A 17510-nucleotide genomic window follows, 5' to 3' on the forward strand; every position below is an offset into this window, starting at 1 on the left:
CGTGGCGGTCAGTTCCCTCACGCGGCCAGCAGGTATCGCAACGCCCGGGGTCTGGAAGATCCATTCCATCGTCTTGGTGAATTACGGGGGCGGCGACCTCACCCCAGCCGGCGTTCTCGGCGCCGACCGGGCGCTCCTCAAGCGCTATACGGCTGAGCACATCGCCGCCGTCGGCGACGGCGGCCGGGCGTGGGCGGTGACCCTCGGCACCGGCACGGTCCGCACGATCGACGGGGCGCCGCACCTCGTCTACCCGCTGACGTTCCGGCCGCCCGCCGGGCAGTCCGTGACCGACTTCGACCTGCGCTACGACGTCGTCGTCGAGGAACTCCTCACGCACCGGATCATCGTCACCGTCCGGTACGACTTCGACCGCGGCATAGTGAAGAGCGGCGACACCGAGACCCTCGGGGTCATCGACTGGAACACCAAGAGCCTGGAGGTCCCCGCGGGCCAGGGCTCGTGGCTGCGCGGTTTCGTCGCCACCGCCGGACTGGGCATCGAGCACGTCGGTGAGGGAGCCGACCATCTCCTCTTCCTGCTGATGCTGCTCGTCCCGGCCCCCCTGGTGGCGGCCGGGGGGCGGTGGCGGGCCGGGACCCCGTCGGCGCGGCGCACTGTAGTGCGGATCGTGCACGTCGTGTCGGCGTTCGCCGTCGGCCATTCACTCACGCTCGCCCTGGCGGCGGCGGGGGTGATCCACGCGCAGTCCCGGCCGGTGGAGACGCTGATCCCATTCTCGATCGCGGTGTCCGCGGTCCACGCGCTGCGGCCCCTGGTGACGAGCGGCGAGGTGCTGATCGCGAGCGGCTTCGGGCTCGTGCACGGGCTGGCGTTCGCCTCGCTGATCGGCGAACTGGGCCTGGACCGCGGGTCGCTGGTGACCACGCTGCTCGGGTTCAACCTGGGCATCGAGCTGACCCAGCTTCTGGTGGTCGCCCTGCTGATGCCGTCGCTGCTGGTCCTGGCCCGCACCGCCGTCTATCCAGCGTTCCGGATCGGGGTGGCCGTCGTCGGGCTCGTGTTCTCGGTGTCCTGGATGCTGGAGCGCGCCACGCTGACCGACTCCGACCCGTTCGAGGGCGTACAGACGTGGCTGGTGGGACATCCGCTGCTGATCGCTCTGACGGTCGCTGCCGGGGCGGTGGTCGCCCGGCACGCGGCTCCCCGGACGTCTCGGTCCGTCACACCCTCTACTTGACGAGCTGTCACGTCGTCCGACGGACGACCACCCCGGAAGGTCGACCTCGGCGCGTACGGTCCTGCCGGGCGGCAGCTCCCGGTCGACCACGTTCTCATACGTCCTGCACGCACCGGAGATCAGTACCCCTTCTCGGATGGACGCCCCGGAGTGCACCGTCGCTACCAGCGGCTTAGCTTCGGAGTGCCATACCGCGGGCCGTCCGGCCGCGGCGCGTCCAGGCGGCGAAAGGAAACTCCATGGCAGTCGTGATGACTTTTTCCTGGCCGGAGATCACACCCGACGTGTACGACGCGGTGCGCAAGAAGGTGCGCTGGGAAGAAGACGCACCGGACGGGTGTGTGCTGCACGCCGCCTGGTTCGTCGACGGCGGCCTCAACGTGATGGACATCTGGGAGTCGGAAGACCACTTCAACCGGTTCATCGCGGCCAGGATCGCCCCCGTACTCAAGGGCGAACTGGGCGTGCAAAGCGACCCCGAGCCGAAGTTCCACCCCCTGCACCGGCGCTTCGTCGCCCCCGGGGTCAACGGCGCCAGCTCCTGAAGTACGCCTTCTCCGCAAGGGTCCGCCTGCACCGTTACGTGCCCGCGGCCCCGTGGCATCGGCCGACCAGGAGCCACGGCTGCACTACCGGTCTGCTGCCTCACGCGACCGGGCCGGCACCCGTCGAGGAGGTGGTCCGAGGGAACGTCGGCGATTGACCCGCCTGGAGGCCAGATCCTCGGGGCCAGGCCCGTACCGTGTCGGACCTGGCCCCGGCCCGTCAGTTCTGCAGGCGCCAGTGCTGGTTGGCGCCGCCCGAGCAACTCCACAGCTGGACTTTCGTCCCGTTGGCGGTTCCCTGGCCGTTGGCGTCCAGGCAGAGCCCCGACTGCGCTGCCGTGATCGTGCCGTCCGGGTTGATGTTCCACTGCTGGTCCGGCTGCCCGCTGCAGTCCCAGATCGCCGCGGGGGTGCCGTTGCCCGCGCCCTGGCCGACGCCCAGGCACTTGTTGCCGTAGACGACCAGCTGCTTTCCGGTGGTGTGGGTCCACCGCTGGTTGGAGCCGCCGTTGCAGTCCCACAGCTGTGCCTGCGTGCCGTTGGCCGTGGTCGAGTTGTTGATGTCGAGGCAGCGTCCGGACTGCTGGCCGACGATCTCCTGGTTTTCGGAGGGCTGCGGCGTCGGCGGAGTGGTCGAGCCGAACTGGGTGAAGAACTGCCACACCGCCGCCGACGTCCAGGTGCGCCAGCCGCCACCGGTGGAACCGTCGATGGGACCGGGGTCGTGGCCCGCTCCGTCGAACGCGGCCCAGACGACCGGGTAGCCGGACCTGCATCCCGAGTAGGTGGTGATGATGTGCGTCAGGCTTCCGTTGGCCGGCTCGGGCGGGTTCTGCGGGGTGCAGCCGTTCGCCCGGACGAAGGTGTCGCGCAGGTCTCGTCCCGACTGGATCGGCAGCACGTTGTCCCTGAGGCCGTGCAGGCCCATGTAGGCGATGGGCTGGTTGCCGCCGTTGCAGCCGCTGATGTTCGCGCCGGAGTAGACCGCGACCGCGCGGAAGACCGTCGCACGGGAGCAGGCAAGGGCGTACGACATCGCGCCGCCGTAGCTGAAGCCGGCGGAGAACAGCTGGGTGGTGTCCACGCACAGACCTGATTCGATCTGGTTGACCATGGCGTCGACGAAGGCCACGTCCTGGCCGCCGGGATTGGCCCAGCCGTTGCCGTTGCCCTGGGGGGCGACGAAGATCGTGCTGTTGTTCGCGTTGTCCGCCAGGCGCCTGAGGCCGTAGTAGGACCAGTTGTAGCCGTCCGTGCCTCCCGAGTCGACGTCGTTCGCGGTGCCGCCCCGCCAGTGGAAGCCGAAGACCAGCCGGTAGGGGTGGTTGCTGTCGTAGCTGGCCGGGACCCGCAAGATGTAACTGCGATTCTGGCCGCCGCTCTGAATCGTGTGGTTGCCGCTGGTCAGCGTCGGCGCCTTGCCGCAGCCGGCGCTCGCTGCCGCGGCGGACTTCGTGGCCGGTGCGGGTGCGCCGAGGGCGCTGCTGAACGAGGTGCCCGCGGTGGTCAGGATGAGAAGCAGTGCGGCCGCGATGGACATCAAGAGCGGTTTACGTCCCATGCTCTCCTTCTTCCGTCGTCGAGTTCTTCTGTCCTACGGGGAGCGCCGGTTCACACGGCGGTGATGGTCCACGCGTTGTTGGTGCTGGAGTTCGGCGTCCACAGCACCGTCGTGGAGCCGGCTGTGGTGCTGCCGCTGCCGTCAAGAGCGGTGCCGGTGCCCCGGTTGACGATCTGATAGCGGTTGTCGCCGAGACTGTTGAGCGACCACTGCTGGTTGTTGCCGCCGTTCCACGCCTCCTGGCGGGCGGGAGCGCCGTTGGCGGTGTTGCCCCAGCTGTCGGCGGCCATGCCGTTGGTGCGGTTGACGATGCGGTAGTAGCCGTTGCCGAGGTCGATCAGCTGCCACTGGAGGTTGGTGCTGCCGTCGTAGTTCCACTGCTTGAGGTTGGAGCCGGAGGCGACGCTGCCCCCGCTGTCGAGCACCAGTCCGCTGGTCACGTTGGCGATCCTGACCCAGGTCGTGGAGCCGCCCGGCGCGCCCAGGACGGGGATCTCCCCGGAGAACGTGAGCTTGACCGTGTACGCCAGGGCATTGAACGGCGCGTTGGACGAGGGCATGGTGAGGTGCAGGCCGGACGCGTCCTGGGTCGGTGCGGGCAGGTTGATGTACGTGCCGGCGGTGTTGTTGAGCAGTTGGGCGCCTGTCAGGCTGCTGAGGTTGATCTGGTTGGAGTTCAGCGTCGTGATGGTCATGGTGCCGCCCTGCCAGCCCAGGGCGGTGGCGTAGAGGACCTTGTTGTCCCGGCTGCGGGTGAACCGGATGTCCTGCGGTTTGCCGGCCACCGGTCCGCTGAACGAGCCTCCGCCCATCTTGGTGGGGCCCTCGCCGTAGCTGGACCAGGCGCGGGTGGAGTAGACCGCCTCTCCGAAGCGGCCGAGCCAGTCGCCCATGGCGAGCAGGATGGACTGCTGCCCGGAGGGAATGGTGCCGTCGGCCATCGGGGCGATGTTGAGCAGCATGTTGCCGCCCTTGCTGACCCGGTCGATCAGCGAGTGGAGCATGGCCTGCGTCGAGTAGTAGCCGATGCCCACCGTGTAGCACCAGCTGGAGGAGGAGATGCTGTCGTCGGTCAGCCAGTAGGGAGTGAGCAGCCCTGCCGGGCCTCCGCGCTCGAAGTCGAAGATCTCACCCTTGTTGTTGAGGCCGTCCTTGTAGGTGGCGACCACGTCCTTGTTCCATGCGACGGCCTGGTTGTAGTAGTGCGCGAGGAACTGGAGCCGGTAGGACTCCTGCACCAGGTGCAGGTTGAAGTCCTGCCAGACCAGGTCCGGTTGGTAGCCGTCGATGACCTCGATCAGCTTGTCGTACCAGAGCTTGTTCTCCGCGGCCGAGCCCTGCTGGCCGTAGAGGATGCGCAGGTTCGGGTCGGACTGGGACGGTACGTTGTCGTAGAAGCCGGTGAAGTGGTAGGCGTGATGCAGGGATGCCATGAACTTCAGGCCCTGTCCGCGGATCGACTGCGACTGCAGTCCCACGAGGTCGAGCCTGGGGCCGTGCTGGACCGAGTTCCATGGGTTGGAGCGGCTGTTCCACATGGAGAAGCCGTCGTGGTGCTCGGCGACCGGGCCGGCGAACCTGGCGCCCGCGGCCTTGAACAGCCGGGCCCAGGCGTCCGGGTCCCACTTGCCGCCCTGGGAGACGAGTTTGGGGGCGAACTGGACGAAGTTGCCCGCCTTGTCACGGCCACCGTCGATGAAGTTGTGGTACGGCCACGCCGAGGGGTCGCCGTAGACGGCCTTGTGGTGGTTGTTCTCGGCCGAGCCGCCGATGTACATGTTGCGCGGATACCACTCGTTGCCGAAGGCGGGGACGCTGAAGGCGCCCCAGTGGTAGTAGATGCCGAACTTGGCGTCCTGGAACCAGGCCGGGGCCGGTGGGTGCTGGTCCACCGAGGACCAGCTCGCGGTGTAGCTTCCGGGGCCGTCGGTCGCGGCGGCCTCGTGCGCGAACCGCAGCAGGCCGGCGGCCGCCGACGCGCCGGCCGCCGCAAGCAGTCGGCGCCGGCTGAGCGGCAGGGAGGAGGAGGACATGTGGGGGCCTCTCAGGAGGAAATGACGGACGTCGTGCCTTCGGTCGCTGATGGTCGGCCGGGCACCCGGATCACTCGCGCGTCCACTTCTGGTTGCTGCTGCCGTTGCAGGTCCACAGCTGCAGCAGGGTGCCGTTGGTCGTTCCGGCGCCGGTGGCGTCCAGGCACAGGCCGGACTGGTCGCCGGTGATCGTGCCGTCGGCGTGGAGCGTCCACTTCTGGTTGCCGCCGCCGGTGCAGTCCCAGATGTCCACCTTGGTGCCGGGACTGGTGCCCTGGCCCGCGGCGTCCAGGCAGTCGCTGCCGTAGACCCGCAGCTCACCGGCGGAGGTGTTCGTCCACTGCTGGTTGCTGCCGCCGTTGCAGTCCCACAGCGCCACCTGGGTACCGGCCGTCTGCGACTGGTTCGGTACGTCCACGCACCGGCCGGAGCCGACTCCGACGATCGCGCCGGTCGTGCCGCCGTCGTTCCCGCCGCTGCCGGGCGTGATGGACAGGTTGTCGAACTGTGCCGTCTCGCCCTGGCTGGTCCCGTAGCCGATCTGCCCGGCCGCCCAGGTGCGATCGCTCACGGAACCGACCGTGGAGCCGTCGATGACGGCGGTGATCGTGGTGCCGGAGAAGGTGAGGGCCACGGCGTGCCACCGGTTGGTGCCCAGCGCCGCGGTCGTGCCGCGGGCCAGCGTCGTGACGCTGCCGTTGGTGTTCGAGTTCAGGATCGACCAGGCCCCGGTGTCGCTCACCCGCAGCCGGTAGGCGTTCTGACCGCCGGTGCGGTCGTAGTCGTGCCCGCCCGCACGGCCGATCAGCTCGGCGTATCCGGGCTGTTCGAGCAGCACGTCGGACGAGACGGTGTAGTTGCCCCAGCTCGTGTCACCGAGCAGGGCGTGCGGATCGGTCAGCGCGTCCCAGGTGATCGGTTTCTGCGGGCTCATCTGGCGCACGCACTTCCCACTGCGGCCGCCGCCGCAGCCCACCGCCTCGAAGGCGCCCTGCCAGTCCATGAGGTACTTCGCCTCGTTGCCGGTGGCGTAGCCGTCGAAGGAGTCGCTGTACGGCAGCTTCAGCGCGCTTCGGGCGGGACCGGTGGCGGTGCCCTTGCCCTGTCCGGTCGTGGTGGTCAGGGTGTACAGGTGGCCGGGCTGGACGGTCAGGCTGAATCCGCCGCCGGACGGGGTGATGTCCGTGGTGTGCACGAAGTGGTCGGCCGGGTCGGCGGACCCGACGTCGGTGGACCAGACGTGGACGGTTCCGGCGGACAGTCCCCCGGTGACGTTGAAGTTCAGCGTCTGCGCGCTGCCGGCGTCCACGGTCTCGATGACCGTGGAGTAGTCGGAGTTGTTCGTGGACTTGAGCGAGACGTAGCTTCCGTTGGCGCGGTTGCCGCCGAGGTAGCCGCTGGAGGCGTCGAGGTAATGCCATCCGGGGGCGGTGAACTGGCTGGTGTGCGCCATCACCCAGGTGTTCTTGCCGATCGAGTACGCGCCGGACCACGGCTGCGAGGCCAGGGCCATGCCCATGGTGGGGTACGGCAGGTTGGGGGTGAGCGCGGCGACCACGGGCCAGTTGAGGTACGCGGTCATGCGTCCGTCGATGTATCCGCGGTTGATGCCGCGGGCCATGGCCTGCGCTCCCCCGTTGTAGTCGTCCGAGCCGTTCTCGCTCGCCCACAGCGGCTTGCCGGACGACATGGCGGCCGCCGGCACCGAGCAGGTGGACTGGGAGGACCGGTAGCCGCAGGGATAGTGCGTGCCGATGGCGCTCACCGCGGAGGCGAACGCCGGGTTGGAGTTGACGTCGTTCGCCACGGACCAGTCCGAGTCGGCCGCGACGATCCTGACGCTGCCGTAGCCGTTGCTGTTGAGGGCGCTCCGCAGCTGCTGGTACCAGGAGACGTTGTAGCCCCGCTCGTTCCATCCGCCGAGGTAGTCGATGCTCAGCCCGTGCTGCTTGGCGCAGCCCAGCCACGAGACCAGGTAGTTGACCATGTCGGTGGACCAGAAGTTGCCGTTGCCGATCCAGCCCGGGGCGCCCCAGGCGAGCCCGTACAGCTTGATGTTCGGGTTGCGGGCCTTGGCCTGCTCCATCAGCCACCATTCGTAGCCCCGGTCGCAGTTCAGGTCGGAGCGGGTGTGCTGGTGGCTGGGTTCGGCTCCCGAGGTGGAGTTGGTGTCCCCGCCGATCTCGGCCTTGAGCATCTGCAGGGAGGCGCCGTAGCCGGGCCGGAAGAGATAGTCGAGGACCTGGCCGCGCTGGGGCTCGGGATAGTCGATCAGGAGCCTGCTGTTGCCGCCTCCGCCGCTGATCGCGCCGACGCCGTCGAAGGTCCGTCCGCCGGACGCGCCGTTGAGGGTGATGGAGGTGGCGGCCCGGGCCGGGGTGGCGGCTGTGCCCACGACGCCGCCGGCGGCCAGGACGAGGCCCGCGAGTACGGCCGTCGGGACGCGCAGGCGCCGTAACAGCCGTCCGAATGCTGACACGGTGGGTTCCTTTCGCAGGTGGGGGGTGTCCACGGCCGGTGTGGTCGGCGGACGGTTCAGCGGACGAAGAAGTCCTGGTTGGTGCCCGGTGCGTTCTTGCACTGCCACTGGTCGAGTTGTTGGCCCGCGCTGCTTGCGGCGCCGTAGACGTCCAGGCACAGGCCACTGTTGCGGTTCTGGAAGGCGTAGGAGCCGTCGGACTGGCGTACCGGCAGCCAGAGGCCGTTGGCCGCTGTGCCGGGGGGCTGCTGGACGATGTCCGGGGTGCCCGCCGTCGTGGAACTGCCGGCGACCGCCACGTCCTGGCCGGAGCTCTGGGCGCGCAGTTCGCCGTAGCCGCCCGAGGCCGGTACGAACTGGAACTGCTGGTTGCTCTGCCCGTTGCAGGTCCACTGGTCGATCGCGGCGCCCGCGCTGCTGGAGTTGCCGTACACGTCCAGGCACAGGTTGTCGTGGGCGACGACGAGTTGGTGGTAGCCGGTCGGGAAGCCCTCGCCGCCGGAGGAGGCCGGGGTCAGATAGACGGCGAACGCGTCGTGCGCGGCCTGGAACGTCAAGGGCACGGTGATCGAGCCGCCCGAGGCGCTCAGGTTCTGGTCGTAGACGGTCTGGGGCGCGGCGAGCGGCGCCTGGTCCGGGATGCGGTGCACGGTGACGTGCACGCTGCCGGCGTTCGTCAGCCAGGGCACGGACGACAGGCCGTTGAAGGTCACGGACGAGGTACCGGAGTTGCCGTTCGCGTCGCCGATGATCGCCACCGCGCGCTTGTTGGCGGGGTCCTCGGAGGCCGAGATCGCGGTCGAGCCGACCTGCCCGGAGGTGTCGACGAGGGTTCCGGTCATGTCGGCGTAGTCGCGCAGCGCCCACCAGTTGCCGGTCGGCTGCCAACTGCCGCCGCTCTGGGTGAGGACTCCCGTGAGGTTGGGGGTGACACAGCAGACCCAGTTGCCGCGCATCGCGTTGGTGTACCCGGACTGCGCGAACCGCGCCAGGTACCAGGCCGTCACCCCGGCGGTCTGCCGGTCGGCGGGCTGGTACTCGTTCGCGGACAGCGGCAGCGGGCCGATGCCCGCCGTGGTCAGGGCACTGTTGAGGGACTGGGAGACGGTGACCGGGTCGTCGACGTCACCCTCGTCGTGGTTGGTGATCATGTCCGGGACCGTCCCGGCCGCCTTCACGTGCGCCAGCCAGGTCCGCCACTCCCCCGGGTTGCTCTGCGGTGTGAACGCGAGCGACGGCCCGACGATCTGCGCCGAGGGGGCGATGCGCCGGATCTCCCGGTAGGCGGTGTCCCACATCTGGAAGTACTGGGCGCTGTTCACCCCCCGGGTCCAGAAGGCGGAGATGTCCGGCTCGTTCCAGATGTCGTAGGCGAACTTCAGCCCCGATGCCTGCAGTGCTCCCACCGTGGAGTCGATGAAGCCGATCCAGTTGGAGCAGTCGCCGTTGTCGCACGGGTACCTCGTGTTGGACGGCTGCCCGCCGTTGGCGCCGTAGATGTCGCTGACCAGTACCTGGTACTGCGCGTGATACGGCGGCTGGGTGAGCCGCTTCGCCTGCGCGACGATCGAGTCGAGGTCGGCCCGAGTGGCCGATCCGTACTGGTAGTTGTCCCGGATCCAGCCGCCGGAGAACCATCCCCCGCCGCGGAACGCGTTGATCCCCAGCGGCTTGATGAACTGGTCGGCCGGCTGACTGCCGTCCTGCGTGAAGCCGTAGAGGAATCCCTCACCCACACCGGTCGACGGGCCTCTCGGCGACGCCAGGTTCACGCTCAGCGCCTCGCCGGGGACGGCCCGGCTCTCGGCAGTCGCCGACAGCTGCAGCACGAACGCCAGGACGATGCCGACGGCCAGTACCAGGCGGCCGGGTCTCGCTCTCGTCGTCATGCGGTCCTCCTGCCTTCCCGGGGTCAACTCAGTGACCACTGCTGGTTGGATCCGCCGTTGCAGGTCCACAGTTCGACAGGGGTGCCGTTGGCGGTGGCGGCGCCGGTCACGTCCAGGCACAGGCCCGACTGGACGCTGGTGACGGTGCCGTTGGCATTGACGTTCCACTGCTGGTTGGTCTGGCCGTTGCAGGTCCAGGTGATGACCTTGGTGCCGGGGCCGGCGCCCTGGTTGGAGGCGTCCAGGCACAGTCGGCTGCTGCCGGAGTACACGGCGAACTCGCGGGAGTCGGTCCGGGACCAGGTCTGGTTCGCCGCTCCGGTGCAGTCCCGGATCTGCGTCTGCGTACCCGGCGTCGTGGACGCGCCCGGCACCTCCAGGCACTTGCCCGCGCCCACCGCGTGCAGCGCGGTCGACTTACTGCCACCCCCGGCGCCGTAACCGGCCGCGGTGATACTGGCCTGCACGGCGTTCTCGGTGGCGTCGGAAGGGTAGCCCGCCGTCATCGCGCCCTCGAAGAACTCGCCCACGCCGTTGGGGCTGTTGTCGCCCCCGGTGCCGAGCAGGACCGAGCTGTCGACCTTCATCGGTGAGTAACCGTTCGGCAGGGGGCCGGAGAAGGTGGTGGTCAGGCCGCCGCTCGCGCCGTTGCCGTATTTCAGAGTGAAGTTGCTGGTGCCGTTGTTCTTCAGCCACGCGCTGACGAACGGGTAGTGCACACCGGGGTTGTTCGGGTCCTTGTTGGAGCCGGTGTTGGTGTGGAACATGCCGTTCTCCAGGTCGGCCTCGACCCACGGGCCGCTGCCGGTGCAGCCGCCGAACCAGCAGGCGGTGCCCCAGTAGATGGCGTTCATGGTGGCGTTGCCGGTGTCGGTGTGGGAGTTCTCACCGCTGCCGTAGTCGAAGCAGCACCACTGGCTCGTGTAGTTCGACGAGGTCACCATGTAGATGCCTTCGGGCTGGGCTCCGGTGGGCACTCCCCTCGCGTGGTCGAGCCGGTAGCCGACACCGGGGGTGACCTTGACGCCGAAGACCTGGTGGCCGGCCGCGGTCACCGGCAGGGCCATGGCGTCCGCGCCGACGTCGGACCCGTTCGGCCCCGGCCCCTTCCAGTAACCGCCCCAGGAGATCGGCATGTCGTTGTGCTGGGCGGTCTGGTCGTAGATCTTCGTGATCGTGCACGACGTGCCCGAGCAGAACGACACCTGGGACGCGCCGTCCGCGTACCCGCCCGCACCGAGCAGCCCGATGTCGCGGTAGCCGTGATCGGAGGCCCGCTGAATCTGGTAAAGCGGCCCGTTGTACGACGCGAAGAGCGCCCTGGTCGTGGAGTGCGCCGTCACGCACGGCGTACCGCCCGCGGCGTACAGGTCGCACGGGAGCGACACGTCCGCCGCACGGTGGGCCGCCGGATGGACGACGGTTGACGCATCGGCCCTTGTGGATGTGGCGAACGCCGTTGCGCCGAACGCGATCAGGACCATCGCCAGGGCGGACAGGAGCACGGCTTTCCCTCGCCTGCGTCGGCGATCATCGGCTGGTTCGAGCATGGAGACCTCCTCCGGGGTTCGAATGCGGAGTCATCCCAACGTCCACCGCTGACTGCTGCCGCCGTTGCAGGTCTGCAGTTCGGCGAGGGTGCCGTCGGCGGTGGCCCCTCCGGCAACGCCCAGGCACAGGCCCGACTGGACGCCGGTGATGGTGCCGTTGGTGTTCAGCGTCCACTGCTGATTGCTCTGGCCGTTGCACGTCCAGATCTCCACCTTCGTCCCCGGCGTGGTCCGGTTGTTGTGGGCGTCCAGGCACATCTGGCTGCTGCCGGAGTAGACGGTGAACTGGTTGGACGCGGAGTGCGTCCACGTCTGGTTGGCGCCGCCGTTGCAGCTCCAGATCTCCACCTGGGTGCCGGCGGTCGTGGTCGAGTCGCATACGTCCAGGCACTTGCCCGCACCCACCGCGTGCACCGCCCCGGTGCCGCCGCCGCTGGTGCCGCCCGCGACCCGATACATGACCGTGCCGTGTGCCGGCACCGAGGCGCTGATCGTGCCCGAGGTGGTGGAGGACGCTCCCGACCACAGGTCGGTCAGGGTGTAGGCGGACGCCCCGGTCTTGCCGATCGCGGCCGCGGTGGTCGAGATGGTCGCTGTCGAGCCCGTCTCGTTGAACAGGGCCACCGACACGTCCCCGTTGGCCAAAGGGTTGGCCAGCACGTCCCGGCCTCCCGAGGAGGAGACCATGGTGCCCTGCTTGCCGAGGGGGTCCTGGTCGACCGCGATCACCCGGGAGTTGGTCAGCGTGGAGAGGGTCTGCGCACTGGCCGAGGGGATGTCGGTGCCCGCGATCAGCGGCGCGGCCACCTCCGCCCACAGGCTGAACTCGCTGCGGCTCTCGGTGGCCGTCATCGAGCCGTTGCCGACCTCCAGCATGTCCGGGTCGTTCCAGTGGCTGGGACCCGCGTAGGAGGCCAGTCCCACGTTGCTGCGGAAAATCGACAGCATGCCGGCGAAGTTCGCGCTGATGTCCCCGGTGGTGCGCCAGCTGTTGCCCACGCCCGCGCCCCAGGTCCACACGTTGTCCTGGCCCCAGTTGCACAGGCTGTACAGGATCGGCCGGCCGGTGGCCGCCAGGGCGTCCCGCATCGCGGTGTACCGGCTCTGCGCGGACACCCCGTTGTTGTTGCAGTTGTCGTACTTCAGATAGTCCACGCCCCACGACGCGAACGACTGGACGTCGGTGCTCTCGTGCCCCAGGCTGCCCGGATACCCGGCGCAGGTGGCGGTTCCCGCGTCCTCGTAGATCCCCAGGTTCAGCCCCAGCGAGTGCACGTAGTCGGAGGTGACCTTGATGCCGTCGGGGAACTTGGCGGGGTCCGGCACCAGGCGGCCGCCGGAATCGCGGTTGTGGGTCATCCAGCAGTCGTCGATGTTGACGTAGGAGTAGCCCGCCGCCTGCATGCCGTTGGTGTGCATCGCCTGCGCGGTGGACTTGATCAGCGATTCGGAGACGTTCCGAGGGAGACGAGGGGGTACGCCCACGCAGAACAGCGCGACGGAGAAGGCGGACGCCAACATCCTGCGCAGGGACGGTCGCGGGAACGGTGGCAAGAGGTGTCCGACCCTTCCTATGATCATGTACATGTCATCACCTCCCTGGCCGGGTTGCGACGGAAGACGCCGTGGGCAGAAGGACTCAGCGGTATCCGGCCGCGATGACGTTGGCCTGCACCGCGTTGTCGGTCGCGTCGGAGGGGTAGCCGGCGACGATGGCCCCCTCGTAGAAGGTGCCGGCGCTCAGGTTGGCACCGCCACCGGGCTTGCAGCAGTCACCGCCGCTGCCCAGAACGATGGCGCCCTGCTTCTTCATCGGGCTGTATCCGCCGGGCAGCGCGCCGTCCCACAGAGTCGTCAGGCTGCCGGACTGCGCATTGCCGCCCTTGAGGGCGAACCTCGACGTCCCGTTGTTCTTCAGCATCGCGGTGACGAACTTGACGGGGAAGGCCCGCTGACCGGTGTTCCAGGACTGGCTGCCTCCGGAGTACAGGCCCCATTCGAGATCGGCCTGGACCCAGGGGCCGCTTCCCGAGCAACCGCCGAACCAGCACTCGGTGCCGAAGTTGATCGCGTCCATCGCCCCGGCCGCGTCGGCCTTCCGCGTCGTCTCGCTGTTGCCGTAGTCGAAGCAGCAGCCGCTGTTGACGTGGGTGCCGCTGGTCACCATGTACGCCCCTTCGGGCGCGCTGCCGGTCGGAACGCCCGTCAGATGGCCGTCCCGCCAGTAGCTGTTGCCCGGATTGATGTACAGCGAGTACGCCTTGGTGCCCCCGGCGGTCAGCGACTCGGAGGTCGCCTTCGCGGGACTGCTCTGACTCGATCCCGGAACCTGGGCCGATCCCTGGTACCACAGGTCGTTGCCGCGCCCGGACTGGTCGTAGACGACCGTGATCACACAGGAGGTGCCCCCGCAGAACGAGTCCTGCGCCGCCGCGTCCGCGAAGCCTCCGGCCGCCCGTACGCCGATGTTCCTGGTCGCGCTGTCCGAGGCCCGCCTGACCTGGTACAGGCTGCCGCTGTACGACCCGTAGAGCGCCCGCACGGTGCTGTGCGCGGCCACGCACGGCGTACCGCCCGCGGAGTAGATGTCGCACGGGCCGGACCCGCCGGGCGCGGGCGGAGGTGTCGACGTGGTCCACTTCTGGTTGCTCTGGCCGTTGCAGGTCCACAGGATGACCGCGGTGCCGTTGGCCGTGCCCGCCCCGTTGACGTCCAGGCACAGGCCGGACTGGACACCGGTGACGGACCCGTCGGCGTTCTGCCGCCACGCCTGGTTCGACTGCCCGTTGCACGTCCAGATGATCACCGGAGTACCCGGCGCCGTCCGGTTGTCGTAGGCGTCCACGCATCGGGTGCCGCTCATCGTCCTCAGCTCGCCCGCCGAGGTGAACTCGAACGCCTGGTTCGGCTGGTTGCCGCAGTCCTGGATGTCCAGCGCGGTTCCCGGCGTGTCCATGTTGCCCTTGACGTCCAGACACCGCCCCGACGCCGAACTCACCAAGGGCGCCGGCGTCGCCGCCGGGTCGGGTGCGGGTGCGGACCAGGTCTGCGAAGTCGCCGGCATCATGGCCAGCAGCGCCATCACGCCTGTGGCGGCGAACGCCGGTAAGCGTCGTCTGCGAGCCGCAGGACTCCGACGGGAAAGGGGTGAAGGCCGCATTCTGTTCCTCGGGAAATGTGGGGGAAGGTGACAGAGGGTGCTGTGCCTGGCCGAACGGGAAGTTCGTGGACCGTCGCCGCCACCGGCATGGCCGCGGGATCCGGACGCCTCATGGCCGCGTGGGCGCTCGAGAGCACTCACAGGAACCACTCAGACATCCCATGTCCTAGTGATTCCACAGCTCCCTCACCGAGTCAATACGCTTGGGACTCCCAATCGAACTCTGATCCATCCCATGTATTGCGCCTGGTCAGAACGTTCTGAGGGCATGCCGGAACCCGCGTCCGGCGAGGGCCGCCGTGCCGGACGCGGGTGTACGTTCCGATCACCCCGAAGCGATCCGGGGGCGGGAGCGCGCGCTGCGCGCCGGGTCACTTCACCTGAAGCTCCAGTGCTGGTTGGCGCCGCCGTTGGAGTCCCAGACCTGGACCGGCGCCCCATTGCCGGTCTGGCCGCTGGGGATCTCCAGCGCCCGGCCGGAGGCGACGTTGACCAGGGTGTACGAACCGTCGCTGTTACCGCTCGCCCGCCAGTGCTGGTTCGCACCGCCGTTTGAGTCCCAGATCTCCATCCGGGTGCCGTTGCCCGTCTGGCCGCCCGGCTCGTCCAGCACCCGCCCGCTGGCGACGTTCGTCAAGGTGTAGGAGCCGTCGCTGTTCTGACTCGCCCGCCACTGCTGGTTCGCACCGCCGTTGGCGTCCCAGACCTGCAGGAGCGTGCCGTTCGCCGTCTGGCCGCCCGGCACGTCCAGCACCCGGCCCGCGGCGACGTCGGTCAGCGAGTACACCTGTCCCGAGACAATGCCTCCGCCCGGATTCCCCGTACCTCCGCCGAGCGCGGAGAGCGACGCGTCGTAGGCCGGCTTCTTGTTGCCGTTGTTGTCGAACAGCAGCGGGTTCTCCCCCGTCCGCCACGAGTCGCTGTCCCTGATCCCCCACACCGTGATGCCGGTGCAGCGCGCGACGCTCATGCAGGCCCGCACCGTGTTGCCGTACGCGGTCGCCGATGCCTGGGCGATGTCGAGTTCGGTGATCTGGACGTCCACGCCGAGCGCGGCGAAGTTCGACAGGGTCGTCTGGAAGCTGGACGGCGGGCCACCGGAGCCGAAGTGGCTCTGGAGGCCGACGCAGTCGATGGGCACACCGCGCGCCTTGAAGTCCCTGACCATGTTGTAGACGCCCTGCGTCTTGGCGTCGGTCCAGTTCTCGATGTTGTAGTCGTTGTAGCAGAGCTTGGCCGAGGGATCGGCGGCCCGGGCGGTGCGGAACGCCTCCTCGATGAAGCCGTTGCCGAGCACGTTCTGGAAGACCGAGCTGCGGTGCTGACCGCTGCCGCCGTCGGCGAACGCCTCGTTGACCACGTCCCAGGCGTAGATCTTGCCCTTGAAGTGGTTCATCTCGGTGGTGATGTGGTTGTTCATCACGCTGCGCAGGGTGCCTGCGTCACTGATGGAGTTGACCCAGCCGGGCAGCTGCCCGTGCCAGACCAGGGTGTGGCCGCGCATCCGCTGCCCGTGCGCGGTGGCGTGGCTGACGATCTGGTCGGCCGGGCCGAAGTTGAAGTTGCCGCGGGACGGTTCGGTGGTGTCCCACTTCATCTCGTTCTCCGGGGTGATCATGTTGAATTCCCGGTCGAGGATCGTGGCATACGTCGAGTCGCCGAGCTTTCCGGCGGCCACGGCCGTACCGAAATAGCGACCGCTGTCGGCAGCCGCCGCGCCCAGTGTGCTGGAAGCGGCGTGCGCGGTGAGACTCGCCGCCGGTCCGGTCAGGGCCAGTGCCATGCCGGCCAACAGGCCGGTGGCCGAGGCCAGCGCCCTGCGGAGCAGGGGGTCCTTGTTGAACCAGGACATCGAGGATCAACCTCCTTGTGCGGGGGGTGTTAGAGGAGTGGGCACCGGCCACGGGACGGGGCCTCGGTGGAGCGGGGCCACGCGCTCAGGAGACCGGCAGAGCGGTCCACTGCTGGTTCGTTCCGCCGTTGCAATCCCACAGGACCAGCTGCGTACCGTCGGCGGTGGACGCGTTGGGGTCGTCGAGGCAGCGGCCGGAGACGGGGTTGCGGTAGCCGCCGTTGTACGTCTGCCATTGCTGGTTGGTTCCGCCGTTGCAGTCCCAGATCGCGATCTTGGTGCCGTTGGCGGTACCGCGGCCGGCGACGTCGAGGCACTTCCCGAGCGCCCGCAGGGTGCCGTCGGAGCGCGCGGACCACGTCTGCGCGGCGGAGCCGTCGCAGGACCGGATCTCGGCGGCGGTCCCGTTGGCGCTGTTGCCGCCGCTCACCCCCAGGCACTTCCCCGCGATCCCGGAACGCACCTGCCCGCTCGTGGAGTCCGGCGGCTTGATCCAGCCCGCCGCGTCCGCCGCCTGGATCCCCGCGTTGAAGGCGTCCGCCATCTTGCCGAAGCCGCTGTCGTTGGGGTGCAGGGAGTCGGACAGGTCCGCGGCCGTCAGGGCGCTCATGTCCACCAGACGTACGTGTTTACCGGCGGCCTGCTCGGCCTGGACGATCCCGGGCAACTTGGCGTTGAACGCGGGCCGGTTGGCCTCCTCGGTGCCGCTGGTGGAGATGATCACGGTGCCGACGAGGACGGTCGCGTCGGGTGCGGCCCTGGTGATCTGGTCGATGAGCGCGCGGAGCCGGTCGGCCGCGGTCGGGATCTGGTAGTTGCCGTTCAGGTCGTTGGTGCCGATCTCCAGGGTGACCACGTTCGGCCGGTAACGGGCCAGCACGGAGTCCGCGATGCCGGCGATCTGGTCGATCCGCCAGCCGGAGTGGCCTTCGTTGTCCGGGTCGGACATGGTGCCGTTGCGCCCCGAGCCGACGAAGTCCAGCGTGTGCCCCTCGGCCGTCAGCTTGCTCGCCAAGAAGCCCCGGTAGCTGTTCCCGGACGGGCTGCCGACGCCCCAGGTGATCGAGTCTCCCAAGGGCAGCAGCCGCAGGGCGGTGGGCGCGGCGGCTCGTACGGCGGAGTGCGACGGTTCGGTGGCGGTGGCGGCCGCCGCGGGTAACGCGGTGGCGACGCCGAACGCGGCCGTCAGCGCGGCGGCCAGGGGTGCCCAGTACTTTTTCATCTGTGTTCCTCACTGGTG

At 68.9% G+C, this 17510-nt stretch carries 10 protein-coding genes and 1 pseudogene; 2 read left to right on the forward strand and 9 right to left on the reverse strand.

Translation table 11 applies throughout. The features are described from left to right. Positions 1-76: 76 nt before the first annotated feature. Together ACGFWE_RS00190 and ACGFWE_RS00195 are read left to right on the forward strand one after the other, a co-directional pair. On the forward strand, positions 77-1201 hold the full coding sequence (locus ACGFWE_RS00190; RefSeq protein ID WP_393596737.1) for a HupE/UreJ family protein: 1125 nt from the start codon (positions 77-79) through the stop codon (positions 1199-1201). A gap of 239 nt (positions 1202-1440) precedes the next feature. Beyond that, the gene (locus tag ACGFWE_RS00195) at positions 1441-1746 is read left to right on the forward strand and encodes a hypothetical protein (RefSeq protein ID WP_393596739.1); all 306 of its coding nucleotides are present in this window, start codon (positions 1441-1443) and stop codon (positions 1744-1746) included. 220 nt (positions 1747-1966) lie between these two features. Here ACGFWE_RS00195 and ACGFWE_RS00200 read toward each other — a convergent pair whose 3' ends face one another. The 9 genes and pseudogenes from ACGFWE_RS00200 to ACGFWE_RS00240 form a co-directional block, all read right to left on the reverse strand. After that, positions 1967-3286 (reverse strand): ricin-type beta-trefoil lectin domain protein, encoded by a 1320-nt coding sequence (locus tag ACGFWE_RS00200; RefSeq protein WP_393598869.1) that lies wholly within the window; start codon positions 3284-3286, stop codon positions 1967-1969. A gap of 71 nt (positions 3287-3357) precedes the next feature. Continuing rightward, on the reverse strand, positions 3358-5340 hold the full coding sequence (locus ACGFWE_RS00205; protein ID WP_393596741.1) for an alpha-L-fucosidase: 1983 nt from the start codon (positions 5338-5340) through the stop codon (positions 3358-3360). 70 nt (positions 5341-5410) lie between these two features. Beyond that, a complete protein-coding gene (locus tag ACGFWE_RS00210) occupies positions 5411-7819 on the reverse strand; it encodes a ricin-type beta-trefoil lectin domain protein (protein WP_393596743.1) in 2409 nt (802 codons plus the stop codon). A 56-nt stretch (positions 7820-7875) separates the two neighbouring features. Then, positions 7876-9708 carry an RICIN domain-containing protein gene (locus tag ACGFWE_RS00215; RefSeq protein ID WP_393596745.1) on the reverse strand — a complete coding sequence of 611 codons (1833 nt, stop codon included), beginning with the start codon at positions 9706-9708 and terminating at the stop codon, positions 7876-7878. A 23-nt stretch (positions 9709-9731) separates the two neighbouring features. Next, positions 9732-11258 carry an arabinofuranosidase catalytic domain-containing protein gene (locus ACGFWE_RS00220; RefSeq protein ID WP_393596747.1) on the reverse strand — a complete coding sequence of 509 codons (1527 nt, stop codon included), beginning with the start codon at positions 11256-11258 and terminating at the stop codon, positions 9732-9734. A 30-nt stretch (positions 11259-11288) separates the two neighbouring features. Then, positions 11289-12779 carry a glycoside hydrolase family 27 protein gene (locus ACGFWE_RS00225; protein WP_393596749.1) on the reverse strand — a complete coding sequence of 497 codons (1491 nt, stop codon included), beginning with the start codon at positions 12777-12779 and terminating at the stop codon, positions 11289-11291. A gap of 118 nt (positions 12780-12897) precedes the next feature. Further along, on the reverse strand, positions 12898-14340 hold the full coding sequence (locus tag ACGFWE_RS00230; RefSeq protein WP_393596751.1) for an arabinofuranosidase catalytic domain-containing protein: 1443 nt from the start codon (positions 14338-14340) through the stop codon (positions 12898-12900). Between the two features lie 457 nt (positions 14341-14797). Continuing rightward, positions 14798-16201: pseudogene (locus ACGFWE_RS00235) on the reverse strand (endo-1,4-beta-xylanase); the annotation flags it as partial. 154 nt (positions 16202-16355) lie between these two features. Further along, positions 16356-17492, reverse strand: a complete 1137-nt coding sequence (locus tag ACGFWE_RS00240; protein WP_393596753.1) for a ricin-type beta-trefoil lectin domain protein — start codon at positions 17490-17492, stop codon at positions 16356-16358. Positions 17493-17510: the final 18 nt, after the last annotated feature.

Source organism: Streptomyces sp. NPDC048523 (assembly GCF_043199815.1).
Lineage (GTDB): Bacteria > Actinomycetota > Actinomycetes > Streptomycetales > Streptomycetaceae > Streptomyces.